Below are 13,867 nucleotides of genomic sequence, written 5' to 3' on the forward strand. Positions count from 1 at the left end.
GCCAGACGGCCCGCTCTCACGCTCACTTCTCGCCCGGCGTGCCGTCGAACTTCTTCTCGAGCCGCTGCCAGACGTCCGGGTAGTCCTCCTGGATCGGAGCTTCGCGGGCGGCGAACTCGGTCAGGTGCTGCGGGAAGCGGGTCTCGAACATGAAGGACATGGTGTTGTCCAGTTTCTCGGGCTTGAGCTCGGCGTTGCTGGCGTCCTCGAAGGCGTTGCGATCGGGGCCGTGCGGCAACATGCAGTTGTGGAGGCTGATCCCGCCCGGCGCGAAGCCCTGCGGCTTGGCGTCGTACTGGCCGTAGATGTTGCCCATCAGCTCGGACATGATGTTCTTGTGATACCACGGTGGGCGGAACGAATGCTCGGCCACCATCCAGCGTTCGCGGAACAGCACGAAGTCGATGTTGGCGGTGCCCTCCTGTCCCGACGGCGCGGTCAGGACGGTGAAGATCGACGGATCCGGATGGTCGAACAGGATCGCGCCGACAGGGCTGTAGGTGCGCAGGTCGTACTTGTAGGCGCAGTAGTTGCCGTGCCACGCGACCACGTCCAGCGGGCTGTGGTCGATCCAGCTTTCGTGGAACTGGCCGCACCATTTGATGACGACGCGCGAGCGGACCTCGCGATCCTCGAACGCCGCGACCGGCGACTTGAAGTCGCGCGGGTTCGCCATGCAGTTGGCGCCGATCGGGCCACGGCCCGGCAGATCGAACTTCTGCCCGTAATTCTCGCACACGAAGCCGCGGCACGGGCCGTCCAGAACCTCGACGCGGTACACCATGCCGCGCGGGATGATGGCGATCTCCTTCGGCTCGAGGTCGATCACGCCCAGCTCGGTGCAGAACCGCAGCCGTCCCTCCTGCGGGACCACCAGCAGCTCGCTGTCCGCCGAGAAGAAATACTCGTCCGTCATCGACTGCGTGACGAGGTAGACGTGGCTCGCCATGCCGACCTGGATGTTCACGTCGCCCGCGGTGGTGATCGTGCGCATCCCCGTGAGCCAGGTCAGGTCCTGCTCGGGCACCGGGATCGGATCCCAGCGATACTGGCCCAGCGACATGATGTTCTCGCCCTGCGGATCGAAGGGCGCGACGTTCGGCGCCGTCTTCCAATAGGGCAGATCTATGGGAGAGAACCGGCCCGTGTGATGCACCGACGGCCGGATGCGGTAGCACCAGGTCCGTTCGTTCTGGCCGCGCGGGGCGGTGAAGGCGGTGCCGGAGAGCTGTTCGGCATAAAGGCCGTAGTTCACCTTTTGCGGGCTGTTCTGCCCCTGCGGCAGGGCGCCGGGCAGCGCCTCGGTCTCGAAGTCGTTGCCGAAGCCGGGCATGTAGCCTTCGGTCGTGCCGGTCGTCGTGGCTGCACGGGTCATCTCGGCGGGCGAAGGGGTGGTCATGTACGTCCTCATGGCGAGTCGTTGCGGTTGCAACGACCCTATCGTTGCTGATGCAACGAAGTCAACGGTCGTTGCACCGGCAATGACATTCGGGCCATATGCGGTAATGGAGGCCCCGATGACGTTTCAGCTCGATCAATTCCTGCCCTACAGGCTCTCGGTCGCCGCGACGCAGGTCAGCCGCCGGTTCGCGGCGCGGTATGCGGCGGAAGCCGGGCTGACGATCCCCGAGTGGCGGGTGCTTGCGCATCTGGGACAATCCGGTGCGGTCAGCGTCCGCGATGTCACCGCCCGGGTGGCGCTCGACAAATCTATCGTCAGCCGCGCGGCCTCGCGTCTGGAAAAGGCGGGCTATGTCCGCAAATCGAGCCACGGCAAGGACCAGCGGCTGGTGGCGCTTGAACTCACCGAGGCGGGCCGGGAGCTGATGGCGCGCCTCGGCAAGATCGCCGAGACCTTCCAGGCGGAGCTGCTCGCCGAGCTCGGAGAGGACGGCCCGGCCTTCCGTCGCGCGCTGCTGCAGCTGTCCAAGGCGACCGCGCCATAACACGCTGCGCGGTGCGTCGAGGGGGCGGCGAGAGGTTCATGGTCCCCCGTCAGGGCGCCCAAGCGCGCCAATGGCGCGGACCTCCTCCGCGCCACCGAGGCCACGAAACGCGCTCGCCGACGGGTCAGACCGCCAGGAAGCCGCCATCCACCGGCAGCACCGCGCCGGTCGTCATCTTCGCGTCGTCCGAGAGCAGCATGGCGATGGTCTCAGCCACCTCGTCGGCCTCGGCGAACCGCTCCATCGGATGGCGCACCATCATCGGCTGCGACTTGGCCGGATCGGACCACGCCTCGGCGGCAAGCTCCGTGAGGGTGATCGTCGGCGCGACGCAATTGACCCGGATGCCGTGCGGGCCGAACTCCTTGGCCATGACCCGGCTCGCGCCTTCGAGCCCGGCCTTGGAGGCGGCATAGCACAGATGTTCGGCAAAGCCGCGATGCCCGGCGATCGAGGTGATGTTGACGATGGCCCCACCGCCCCCCGCTTCGATCCGCCGGCGCGCGAATTCCTGACAGGTGATCAGCGCGGCGCGCAGGTTGATGCCGAGGACCGCGTCGTAGCCCGCCTCAGACATCTCGAGACTGGACTCGAGCACGTTGATGCCGGCGCTGTTGATCAGCATGTCGGCCGGTCCGGCCTCGGCCATCGCGGCACGGGTGGCGGCGGCACTGCTCAGATCGGCCTGCACGGTGGTGCAGCCGATCTCGGTGGCGAGGCTGTCGAGGTCGGCCTGCGTGCGGGTGATTGCCACGACCTTGGCGCCCCGCGCGGCCATGACACGCGCGCAGGCGCGCCCGATCCCCTTGCCGGCGCCGGTGATGATGACGGTTCTGCCTGTGAAATCCATCGCGGATCTGTCCTTGTGTCTGCGTCTCTAGTCGGTGAGCTCTGCCATCCGCACGCGGCTCTCGCGTGCGAGCGTCTGGAAGGCGAGGAAGGTGTCGTAGCGCGCGCCGTGCAGCCTTGCCGTCCGCCCGCCCGAAGGGGCGGAGCGGGTCGCCACGCGCGACATCGCGGTCATCGCCTCGGGCAGGGTGGCAAAGGCGCCGGCGGCCACGGCGCCCAGCATGGCCGAGCCAAGCAGCACGGGCTCCTCGCAGTCGGTGATCTCGACCGCCCGACCGGTGGCATCGGCCAGCATCTGCCGTGTGAGAGGATGCGCCCCGGCACCCCCCGAGACCGAGATCGTCCGCGTGGGTGCGCCGTTGGCATCCTGCGTCTCGATGATCTGTCGCAGCCCGTAGCACAGCCCGCACAGCCCCGCGACATAGAGCGCCACGAGCGCGTCGAGGCCCTGCTCCATGCCCTGTCCCACGAGGATGGCGCGGGCCTCGGGGTCGGCAAACGGCGCGCGGTTGCCGAGGAACTCGGGCACCACGTGCAGATCGTCGGCCAGCCGCAGCGCGCCGCCTGCGTCTCCGCCAAGCGCCAGCGCGCGGTCGGCGAGAAACGGCATCAGCGCCTTGCCCTCGGCACGCGCCATCCGCTCTGCCTCGGCATGGGCGGGATGCAGCGTCACGAGATGGGCAAGTGCGGCCCCGGCGGCGCTCTGCCCGCCTTCGTTGAGCCACATGCCCGGGATCATCGCGGAATAATACGGCCCCCAGACCCCGGGCACGAAGGCCGGCTCGGCGGTGGTGGTCATGGTGCAGGACGAGGTGCCGAAGACGTAGCCGAGGCAGTCACTCGCCGTGCCTGTGCCGCCCTCGGCGGCGACCGTGCCGATCCCGCCCGCATGGGCGTCGATCAGGCCCGCCGCCACGGCGGTGCCGGGCCGCAGCCCCATCTGCGCTGCCGCCGCCTCGGTCAGCCCCTGCCCGAGCGCCGTGCCCGGCGTCACCACCGATGCCCCGATCCGGGCGAAGCTCTGCTCGGCGAGATCGCCGAGGCCGATGGCGTGGAAATAGTCGGGATCGAAGCGCCCCTCGTGGGCGAGGTAGGTCCATTTGCAGGTTAGCGTGCAGGACGACCGGTCCAACGCACCGCTCGCCTTCCAGGTCAGGAAATCGGTCAGGTCGAAGAAGTGCTCTGCGGCGGCATAGATGGCGGGCCGGTTCTCCCGGAGCCACAGCAGCTTCGGCGTCTGCATCTCGGGCGAGATCCGTCCGCCGACATATTTCAGTACGTCGTGCTGGCCCGCGTTGATCCGCGCCGCCTGCTCGGTGGCGCGGTGGTCCATCCAGACGATGATATCGCGCTCGGGGGCGGCGTCATCGCCGACCGGCAGGCCACCCTCCGGTCCCATCACCACGAGTGAGCAGGTGGCATCGAAGCCGATGCCCTTGACCCGCGCCGCATCGAAATCCGCCATCGCCGCGTGAACCGAGGCGCAGACCGTGTCCCAGACCTGCGCCGAGCTCTGTTCCACGAAGCCCGCGTCGTCGCGGTGCATGGCGATGTCGCGCTTGGCGGTAGCCAGAAGCGCCCCTGCGCGGTCGAAGACGCCGGCCCGGGCCGAGCCGGTGCCCACGTCGACGCCGATGAAGAGATCCGTCATGCTCGTTCCTTCCTCTCCGGTTTGCGGAAAAGACCTGATGCGGCGGCGCCCGTGGGAGGACGGGCGCCGCCGCGAGTTGCTCACATCCGCTCGAACGCCGACGGCATCACGATCACGTCGCGCACCGTCACCTGCCGCTTGCGGGTGAGCATGTATTCCAGCGCGTCGGCCACCTCTTCGGGGTCCATCAGCGCGCCGGCTTCCTTGGCCTTGCGCAGGTTTTCCTCCGGCCAGTCGGCCAGCAGCGCCGAGACCACCGGCCCGGGCGAGACCTGTGCCACCCGCACGCCGTAGGGGATCATCTGCCGCCGGACGCCCTGCATGAAGCTGGTGATCGCCCATTTCGAGGCGGAATAGACCGGCTCCCAGTAGGCCGGGTAATGCCCGGCGATGGAGTTCGTCACCACGATGTCACCGGTCTTGCGCTCCATCATGTGCGGCAGGACGGCGTGGATGTTCTTCATCACCGCGTTGACATTGAGGTTCAGCATCCGGTCGATAGTGGCCGGATCGCTCTCCCACAGGTCGCCGCCGATGTAGCTGCCCGCGTTGCAATAGAGGATGTCGATCTGCCCGGTCTTGGCGAGGATCTCTGGCACCATGGCGTCGCAGCTTTGCGGGTCCAGAAGGTCCGTCACCTGCGCCACGGCCTTGTCGCCGTACTTGGCCGTCAGCTCGGCCAGGGCGGCCTCGTTGCGGTCGGTCATGACCACGGTGCAGCCGTTCCTCAGCAGCATCTCGGTGGCGGCAAGGCCGATGCCGGAGGCCGCGCCTGTAACAACGGCGACCTTGCCGTTCAGCTTCTCGGACATGTCTGTCTCTCCTTGGTAGTCGGTGCGGTGGCGGCAAAGGTGAGGGCCTTGCGGCCCGTCACCATTCGCGGCCGATGTAGATGGCGAGCAGGATGATCAGGCCCTTGATGACATCCTGAAGGTACGGGTTGATCCCCATGAGGTTCAGACCGTTGTTGAGGATGCCCAGAAGCACCGCGCCGATCAGCGTGCCGAGGATCAGCCCGCGCCCGCCGGCGATGGCGGTGCCGCCCAGCACGACCGCCGCGATGGCGTCGAGCTCGAAGCCGACCCCGGCGTTGGGCTGGCCGGACATCAGGCGGCCGGTGAGGATCAGCGCGGCAAAGGCCGAGGTCAGGCCCGATATGGCGTAGACCGTGAGCTTGACCATCTGGGTCTTCACGCCGGAGAGCTTGGCCGCCAGTTCGTTGCCGCCGATGGCGTAGACGTGGCGCCCGAAGGGGGTGCGCTGCAGCAGGATCCAGGCGAGGGCGTAGACGATGACCATGGCGATGACCGGCACCGGCACGATGCCGATGCGGCCGATGCCGAACCACGAGATCCACGACGGGATGCCCGAGATCGGGTAGCCGCCCGAGTAGAGCAGCCCGAGGCCGCGGGCGATGCCCATGGTCGCCAGCGTCACGATGATGGCGGGCATCCGGCCCCAGGCCACCATGACCCCGTTGAAGATGCCGAGCCCGACGCCGACACCCAGGCCCGCCAGAAGACCGACCCATCCGGGCAGGCCCATGTTGACCATGAGCCCCGCCGCGATGGTGCCCGACAGCGCCATGACCGCGCCGACCGAGAGGTCGATGCCGCCGGTGAGGATCACGAAGGTCATGCCCACGGCGAGGATCGCCACGATGGACACCTGCCGCAGCACGTTCATGATGTTGCCCACCGAGAAGAAGTTCTCGGACGCGAAGCCCATCAGGATCGACACCACGATCAGGCCGATCAGCGGCAGCGCCAGCGGCGAATGCAGCACCCAGCGCAGGCTGAACCCGCGACCCTGCTTGCCGTCCTCTGCGGTGTTTGTTGCATTATGCGACATGACGAACCCTCCCGGTCGTGGCGTGTGTCATGATCTCCTCGGCATTGATCGCGTCGCCTTCGAGGGTGGCCGTGATGCCGCCCTGCCGGAACACGCAGACCCGGTCGGACATGCCGATGACCTCCGGCAGTTCCGAGGAAATCATGATGATGGCGTAGCCCTGCGCGGTGAACGCGCGCATCAGCTGGTAGATCTCGGCCTTGGCGCCGACGTCGATGCCCCGCGTGGGCTCGTCGAAGATCAGCACCTTCATCTGGTGGTTCAGCCAGCGGGCGATGACCACCTTCTGCTGGTTGCCGCCCGAGAGCGTGTCGACCCGTGCCATCGGCCCCTGCGCCTTGACCCGGACCTGCCCCATGGCGGTCTCGGTCGCCTCGCGCTCTTTCTGGAGGTCGATGAACCAGTGGCCCTTGCGGTACTTGCCGTAATTGTTGAGCGAGATGTTCTGCAGGATCGAGAAGCTGGTGATCAGCCCCTGTTCCTTGCGGCTTTCGGGCAGCAGGCCGATGCCGTGGGCCAGCGCTTCGGCGGGCTCGCGAAAGCGGGTCTCCTCGCCGTCGACCATGACCTTGCACCGGGCCGCCGGGTAGGCGCCGAGCATGGCCAGCGCCGTCTCGGTGCGTCCCGATCCGACCAGCCCGGCAAAGCCGAGGATCTCGCCCTCGCGCAGCACGAAATCGGAGACCGGCCCGCCCTTGCGCAGCTGCACCTCCTCGCATTCGAGCATCACCTTGGCGCCGGGGCGGGGGCCGGGCTTTCCGGGGAAGCTGTTCTCGATCCGGCGTCCGACCATCATCTCGACCAGCCGGTCGTTGTCGGTCTCGGACACGAGGCAGTCGCCGACATACTCGCCGTCCCGCAGCACGGTGATGCGGTCGCAGATCTCGAAGATCTCCTCGAGATGGTGCGAAATGAAGATGATCGCGACGCCCTGCTTGCGCAGCTCGCGCATGACCTTGAAGAGATGCGCGACCTCGGACGGGGTCAGCGTGGCGGTGGGTTCGTCCAGCACGAGGATCCGCGCGTTGAGCGACAGCGCCTTGGCGATCTCGACGAACTGCTGCTCGGCGACCGAGAGCTTGGCGATGGGCACGTCGAGCGGCACGTTGACCTCGAGCCGGGCGAGGATCTCCTTGGCGCGCTTGCGCATGGCCTTGCGGTCCAGCAGGCCGAAGCGGCCCCGGATCTCGCGGGCGAGGAACATGTTCTCGACCGCCGTCAGATAGGGGATGAGGCTGAATTCCTGAAAGACGATGCCGATGCCGGCCTCGATGGCCTCGTCGTAATTGGCGAACTGCCGGGTCTCGCCCTCGATGGTGATGGTCCCCTCGCTGGGCTGCAGGATGCCGGTGAGGATCTTCATCAGGGTCGACTTGCCGGCGCCGTTCTCGCCAAGAAGCGCGTGCACCTCGCCGGCGCGCACATCGAGGTCGACCCCGTGCAGCACCTGGATGGTGCCGAAGCGTTTCTTGATGCCGGTCAGTTGCAACATGGCAGCGGTCCTTGGTCCTGAGGGAAAGCCCGGGGGCTTGGTCCGGCCACCCCCGCGCGGGGGTGGCCGGGGCAGCGGCTTACCAGCTGAAGTCGGCGGCGTTCTCGGCGTCGATCACGCTGACATCGATCGGCACCTCGGAGGGCACCACGCGCGCGCCCCATTTCTGCGCCAGCGCCATGGCGAGGCCGACGCGCACCTGATCGCGCGGGAACTGGGCCGTGGTCTCGATGAACGGACCGCCCTCCGCGATGGCCGCCACCGCTTCGGGGGCGCCGTCGACCGAGGTCAGCTTGATGTCGCGGCCGGAGCCCTGGATCGCGGCCAGAGCGCCCATGGCACCGCCGTCGTTGACCGAGAAGATGCCCTTCAGATCCTGGTGCGACTGGATCATGTTCTCGACCACGCCAAGCGCGACCGAGCGGTCCTGACGACCGTTCTGCGTGTCGACGAGGGTCACGCCGTCGAACTCGTCCAGCGCCGCCTTGCAGCCCTCGACCCGCTCGAGGATCGGCACCACCGGGATGCCGTCGAGGATCGCCACGTCGCCTTCGCCACCGATGGCCTCGGCCAGATACTTGCAGGACTGGTAGCCGGCGTCGCGGTTCTTGGAGCCGACGAAGGTGTCGACCGGCCCGTTGGCGTTGGCGTCCACGGCGACGACGATCACGTCCTGCGCCTTGGCCATGTGCACAGCGCTCTCGATGCCGGCGCTGTCGGTCGGGTTGAGCAGCAGGATGTCGATGCCTTGGGTCAGCATATCCTCGACGTCCGAGATCTGCTTGGCCACGTCATGACCCGCGTCGGTCACCACGACCTCGGCGCCCAGATCCTCGGCGGCCTCCATCAGGGCCTCCTGCATCGAGACGAAGTAGGGGTTGTTCATTTCCTGAAAGGTCATGCCGATCTTCAGCGTATCGTCCTGGGCAGAGGCCGGGACGGCGATGGCAAGGGACAGTGCGGCCGCGGATGCGGCTCCGAGCAGATGTTTCATCAAAGGGTTCCTCCCGTTTAAATTGGGGCAGGCAAGGCCTGTCCGTGTCCGGACCGCAGCACGCCGTCCGAATTCCTGAAATCGCGATTGCCGTCCGGGGTCAGTCCGCTCCGGAGAACACTCCGTTGGCGGCAAAGGTCGCGCGGAACTGCGAGGGCGACATGCCCTTCAGCCGCACGAAATGTCGGTTGAAGTTCGAGAGGTTGGAGAAGCCGACATCGAAGCAGATCTCGGCCACCTTGGCCTCCGGTTGGGTCAGGAGCATCTGGCAGGCCAGATCCACCCGAAGCTGGTTCTTGTAGCGCACGAGGGTCGAGCCCGTGTGCCGCTTGAAGGCGCGCGAAAAGGCGCTCGGGCTTTGATTGACCATCTCGGCGAGGTCCTTTTCGTCGATGTTCTCGGTCAGGTTCTCGCGCAGATGCGCAATCGCCTTGTTCACGCCGCCATCCTTGAGCGCGTCGAGGTCGAGCTCGTAGCTGAGGCTGGCCAGCACCTCGGGCTCGGGCGCGGTGGCAAGCTGGTCGAGGATGTCCCAGAACAGCGCGAGACGGCGCAGCCCGCGGGCCTCGAACAGCTCGGTCATCAGCGGCTTGACCGCCTCGGCGGTGGCGGCGCTGAACAGCAACCCACGGTGGCTGCGCTCGAGCAGCGGGCGGATCGCGTCCATCTCCGGCATCGCGGCGGCGGCATCCTCGATGAACGTCTCGGGGAACTGGACCACGAACGAGCGCGTCGGCACGATCTCGTCCGGTGCGATGTCGGAAATCCAGTTCTGCGGCAGGTTCGGCCCGGTCATGATGAGCTGGCCGGGGCCGAACTCGCCGATATGGTCGCCGATGTAGAAGGTGCCGTGTGTGTCCACGACGAGATGGATTTCGTATTCGGGGTGATAGTGCCAGCGCACCGTGCGAAACGGGTACCCGTGCATCCAGGCGGCAAAACTCTCGCCCTTGCGGATATGGACCAGTTCCAGGTCGGGTTGCATGACAGTCTCTCCTCCATCGCGGTGCCCCTGCCGTCTCCACCCGGTCGGGCCGCTTTTCCCGAAGCTATCCGGGGCCGCCGTGGCGCACTACCTCAGATCGGAATTTTGACCGATACTTTTTTGACCTCATGCTCGCCAGGAGTGCGAAAATGCGGGTTTGAAAGGGTGGGCGGCGCGGGGAGGCCCGCGCCGCCCTGCAGCATCATTTGCCATGTATACGTGGATTCGCTTGGCCAAGCTTCGGGAATTGCTCAAAATTCCGTCGCTTTGAGAATGGCATATCCGCGCAAGGGAGTGTCATACTTTTTCACGTATGGGAGTGCGGGGATCGGGAGGGGCAGGGGCCGCTTCGCCCACCTCAGACCGCGCGGATATGGCGGTTCGGTGATCGCCCGGGACCACCAGCGAGGCGGGAAGCCCGGCGCCAAAAGCAGCGGCGCCCGCACCCGTATTCTAGACCCGGTCCCGCCGCCCCGGACTACCAGAACGGCGGGCTCGGTGCTCACTCGGGCATGACGATCTGCAGCTTCACGTCCGTTTCCCGGGCCTCGACGGCGCGGTCGAAGGCCGCGATGCTGTCGGCGAAAGGAATGCTGTCCGAGATCAGCGGCGTGAGATCCACCTTGCCCGACGCCATGAGCGCAATGGCGCGGTCGTAGACGTTGGCATAGCGGAACACGGTCTCGAGCCGCAGTTCCTTGGCCTGCAGGCCGACGATGTCCACCGGGACCGGATCGACCGGCATCCCGACCAGCACGATGGTGCCGCCGGGCCGTGCCAGCTGGGGCATCCCCAGAACCGCAGGCGCCGCGCCCGAGCATTCGAAGACCACGTCCGCGCCCCATCCGCCGGTGCGTTTGGCCACCGCCTCGGCGACTGGCGTCTCGCGGATGTTGACGACCTCGATGCCGTCGTACCCGGCGATGATGTCGAGCTTCTGCTGCGCCAGATCCGCGACGATCACCTTGGCGCATCCACCGGCAAGCGCCGCGAGCGCCACCATCATGCCGATCGGTCCGGCCCCCGTGACCACGGCGACATCGCCCGGCTGAATGCGGGCGCGCAGGGCGGCCTGCATCCCGATGGCGAAGGGCTCGACCATCGCGCCCTCGGCAAAGCTCACGTTGTCCGGCAGCTTGTAGGTGAAGGCGGCGGGATGGATGACCTCGGGCGTGAGGCAGCCATGCACCGGCGGTGTCGCCCAGAAGCGCACCGCCGGGTCGACGTTGTAGATGCCCAGCTTGCTGGCGCGGCTGTCGGGGTCGGGAATGCCGGGCTCCATGCAGACCCGGTCGCCGGGCTTGAGGTCGGTCACCTCGGCGCCGCACTCGATCACGATCCCCGACGCTTCGTGGCCGAGAACCATCGGCTCGTTCACGACGAAATGGCCGATCTTCCCGTGGGTGTAGTAATGCACGTCCGACCCGCAGATGCCGACCGTGTGCGTCTTGATCCGCACGTCGCGAGGCCTCAGCTCCCCGGGAATGTCGAACTCGCGCAGGGCAAGCTTGCCTTTCTCTTCCAGAACCAGCGCCTTCATCTCATGCTCCTCCATCGAATGACCGTTGGTCAGGCCTCCTCGGCCCGGTCACTGTGCTGTCCCTGCGCCACGCAGAAGTAAATCAAAACCTATGAGCCGGGGCCGTTTCGGCACCGCGGCGGAAAATTCGTATCGGCCTCATGGCGAGAACCGCCCGAACGCCACGATGCTCCGAGGCCAAAGCTGGATGTCGCGACGTGCTCTGCATCCGATTCGCGCGCCCCCATGGAGAGAGTGCCCGCGCTCTCCGTCCGTTCCAGTCGTGAAGCACCAACCGATCTTCCCGGCGCCCACCGAACGACAAGAGTAGGCCGCCTGTCGGCCTCAATCCGGACGTTCCGCTTCGCCCCAGAGCGGGCCAAGAAGACCAGCGCCGACCGCCACACCGCGGCACATCGCCTATCGTCTCAAGCGAGGCGTGAGGTCGTGCTGATATGTGGCGCTCTGCTCCCCACGTTTATGGTCAGGATCATAAGATGCGCATCCGGCGATGCCGCGCGCGTCAGAGCTTCGACAGCGCTTTCCCGGACGAATTTCGAGAGGCCGTTGGAGGTTAGAATCTCTGTCCAAGCGTCAGATAGAGCTGATGGTCACCTTGGTCATTCATCGCCCAGTCTGCAGCGTAGTCGAGTTTGAATTGGCGAGACAGGCGGAAGCGCAGCCCTAGACCTGCCGCAGCGCCACCGCGGTCCGACGAAAGGTCTGAAAAGCTGTCACCCCCAGCCCCTCCGCCAACAAAGGCGACATAGCCCCAGCGAGGGCTGAGCCGTCCACGATATTCAACCTGCGCAGCCTCGGAGTGACTTGAGAGATTTTCCAGGGACGCGAAGCCGCGCAATGAATCCGAATGGCCAACGCCGCACTGATCGAAGAACGGCGCATCGTCTCCGACCGCGCAGGCCGACGCGTTGGCCGCCAGAACGCCGTCCTCGCCGACAGCTCGATATCCGGAGAGAGAGGCGCTGGTCTTGATGTAGTCTCGATCTCCGATGTCGATATGACGATCAAAGAGAGAGTCCACCTCCGCGGCATGTGTCAAAGATGCGGAGGCCGCAATGCCGCCACTTGGGTAGAAGGTATCATCGCGGGTATCAAATTTCAGATCGAACGTCAGGCGTCGCAGCTCGACATTGAGATCGGGGCGTAGAGCCTCGGGAAGTCTCGAGAGGAATTCGGAGTCGATGCTTATGTCGGTGTCGAGATACCCCAAGGTGAAGGCAACCGAGAGGCTATCGGTAAATCCATATCCGAGCTGAACACCGCCAGCGGCTCCGGTCTCGTAGAGAGGGAAGTCGACCGTACCCAGCAGCGGCAATTCGAGCGGCAGATCGTATCGGAGCTCGGCTTCCCCGTAGAGCGCACCGAGGGTCCATCGCCCCTCGCCGAAGTTCACGCTGCCACCGAGTGCGTAGCCAGTGCTGCCGGCATCATCCCGGGGCTTTTGATGGCGGGCTCCATGCTTGCGGTGAGCATCTTTCTGGCATGGAAGAATGGCTTCCCGCAGCACGAGCCCACGGCAATTCTTGCCGCGATCATGGCCTTCCTGGTTTCCTTGCCGGCGCTGCTGGTCCCTGTCGTTATCCTCGGTGGCATCCTGTCGGGATTGACCACGGTCACTGAGGCATCGGCTTTCGCCGCGGTCTACACTCTGCTGGTCGGCATACTGCTGTATCGCCGGCTCACCTGGGCAAAGATCTGGGACGCTCTGGTCGTCACGATCCGGTTCTCCGGCGTGGTCTTCTTTCTGTTCGCAGCCTCTTCGGTGCTGTCCTGGTTCGTGGTGCGCTCCGGCCTTGCGCGTGACGCTGCCGACATCATCTCCGGGGTCTCCGATAGCCGGACCATTCAGCTGCTCCTCGTGATCGCCTTTCTGATCCTGCTGGGGACCGTGATGGACGTTCTTCCGGCGTTGGTTGTCGTCGGGCCGATCCTGCACCCCACCATGGTCGGACTGGGGTTCGACAGCCTGCATTTCGCGATCATAATGATCGTCACGCTGAACGTGTCTAACATCACTCCGCCGGTCGGCATGACGCTGCTGACCGCTGCAAAGATCGCCGAAGTGCCGACCGAGCGCGTCATCGTTGCCGCGGTGCCGTTCTTCATCGCGGTGATCGTCTCGATCCTTCTGCTGGCTTTCATCCCGTCACTGTCGCTTTGGGTGCCCACTCTGCTCGACTGACCCGAACGTACGGCTGAATATGGGCATCGCGTGCCATGGCGCTCGTAGCGATGCCTGGGCGCTTGCGTAGCCCGGGGCGACGACCAGTGGGCGATGGAGAACGGCGGACACCATTGGCGTTTAGCGCCGCCGGCCGCAGAAACGTCAGCTAATAGCGAGTGCAAGCCTAACGGATAATTACATAATCCGTATTCTGCGTATTTGGGGGGGGTGAGCGCGGCACGTGGCTTTGCCGCACAAGTCTTATGGCGGATTCATCTTGTGAACTCGGTATCGGTATCTGGCCCGCATTCGCAAGCCGACACCCCAGACCTAAAAGACCAGATCCCGGCCAGCCTGTAACGACGCGCTGACGCGCCGTGGCTCGCTGACGATCG

The 13,867-nt window shown here is 66.0% G+C and carries 12 protein-coding genes; 2 read left to right on the forward strand and 10 right to left on the reverse strand.

The genetic code is table 11. The features are described from left to right. Positions 1-22: 22 nt before the first annotated feature. On the reverse strand, positions 23-1,399 hold the full coding sequence (gene hmgA, locus LCM15_RS12520; RefSeq protein ID WP_224856876.1) for a homogentisate 1,2-dioxygenase: 1,377 nt from the start codon (positions 1,397-1,399) through the stop codon (positions 23-25). A 118-nt stretch (positions 1,400-1,517) separates the two neighbouring features. Between hmgA and LCM15_RS12525 the strand changes: the two genes are divergently transcribed. Then, on the forward strand, positions 1,518-1,946 hold the full coding sequence (locus LCM15_RS12525; protein WP_224856877.1) for a MarR family winged helix-turn-helix transcriptional regulator: 429 nt from the start codon (positions 1,518-1,520) through the stop codon (positions 1,944-1,946). Positions 1,947-2,070: 124 nt separating this feature from the next. On the opposite strand, the gene LCM15_RS12530 is transcribed toward LCM15_RS12525, so the two are convergent. From LCM15_RS12530 to LCM15_RS12570, 9 genes are all read right to left on the reverse strand, one after another. After that, positions 2,071-2,796: an SDR family oxidoreductase gene (locus LCM15_RS12530; protein WP_224856878.1), complete on the reverse strand. Its 726-nt coding sequence runs from the start codon at positions 2,794-2,796 to the stop codon at positions 2,071-2,073. Between the two features lie 27 nt (positions 2,797-2,823). Further along, entirely contained in the window at positions 2,824-4,446 is a 1,623-nt protein-coding gene (locus tag LCM15_RS12535) for an FGGY-family carbohydrate kinase (RefSeq protein WP_224856879.1), read from the reverse strand. A gap of 80 nt (positions 4,447-4,526) precedes the next feature. After that, the gene (locus tag LCM15_RS12540; protein ID WP_224856880.1) at positions 4,527-5,258 is read right to left on the reverse strand and encodes an SDR family oxidoreductase; all 732 of its coding nucleotides are present in this window, start codon (positions 5,256-5,258) and stop codon (positions 4,527-4,529) included. A 58-nt stretch (positions 5,259-5,316) separates the two neighbouring features. Beyond that, positions 5,317-6,297, reverse strand: coding sequence for an ABC transporter permease (locus LCM15_RS12545; RefSeq protein WP_224856881.1), 981 nt, complete (start codon positions 6,295-6,297; stop codon positions 5,317-5,319). Beyond that, positions 6,287-7,789, reverse strand: a complete 1,503-nt coding sequence (locus tag LCM15_RS12550; protein WP_224856882.1) for a sugar ABC transporter ATP-binding protein — start codon at positions 7,787-7,789, stop codon at positions 6,287-6,289. The genes LCM15_RS12545 and LCM15_RS12550 overlap by 11 nt, the downstream gene beginning before the upstream one ends. Before the next feature lie 79 nt (positions 7,790-7,868). Further along, entirely contained in the window at positions 7,869-8,783 is a 915-nt protein-coding gene (locus tag LCM15_RS12555) for an ABC transporter substrate-binding protein (protein ID WP_224856883.1), read from the reverse strand. A 100-nt stretch (positions 8,784-8,883) separates the two neighbouring features. Continuing rightward, on the reverse strand, positions 8,884-9,768 hold the full coding sequence (locus tag LCM15_RS12560; RefSeq protein WP_224856885.1) for an AraC family transcriptional regulator: 885 nt from the start codon (positions 9,766-9,768) through the stop codon (positions 8,884-8,886). A gap of 502 nt (positions 9,769-10,270) precedes the next feature. Continuing rightward, on the reverse strand, positions 10,271-11,308 hold the full coding sequence (locus tag LCM15_RS12565) for an NAD(P)-dependent alcohol dehydrogenase (RefSeq protein WP_224856886.1): 1,038 nt from the start codon (positions 11,306-11,308) through the stop codon (positions 10,271-10,273). 553 nt (positions 11,309-11,861) lie between these two features. Continuing rightward, on the reverse strand, positions 11,862-12,701 hold the full coding sequence (locus LCM15_RS12570) for a BamA/TamA family outer membrane protein (protein WP_224856888.1): 840 nt from the start codon (positions 12,699-12,701) through the stop codon (positions 11,862-11,864). A gap of 36 nt (positions 12,702-12,737) precedes the next feature. Between LCM15_RS12570 and LCM15_RS12575 the strand changes: the two genes are divergently transcribed. Beyond that, positions 12,738-13,490, forward strand: a complete 753-nt coding sequence (locus LCM15_RS12575; RefSeq protein WP_224857221.1) for a TRAP transporter large permease subunit — start codon at positions 12,738-12,740, stop codon at positions 13,488-13,490. The last annotated feature ends 377 nt before the right edge of the window (positions 13,491-13,867 follow it).

Origin of the sequence: Salipiger bermudensis, from assembly GCF_020171625.1 — a bacterium.
GTDB classification, from domain to species: domain Bacteria; phylum Pseudomonadota; class Alphaproteobacteria; order Rhodobacterales; family Rhodobacteraceae; genus Salipiger; species Salipiger bermudensis_B.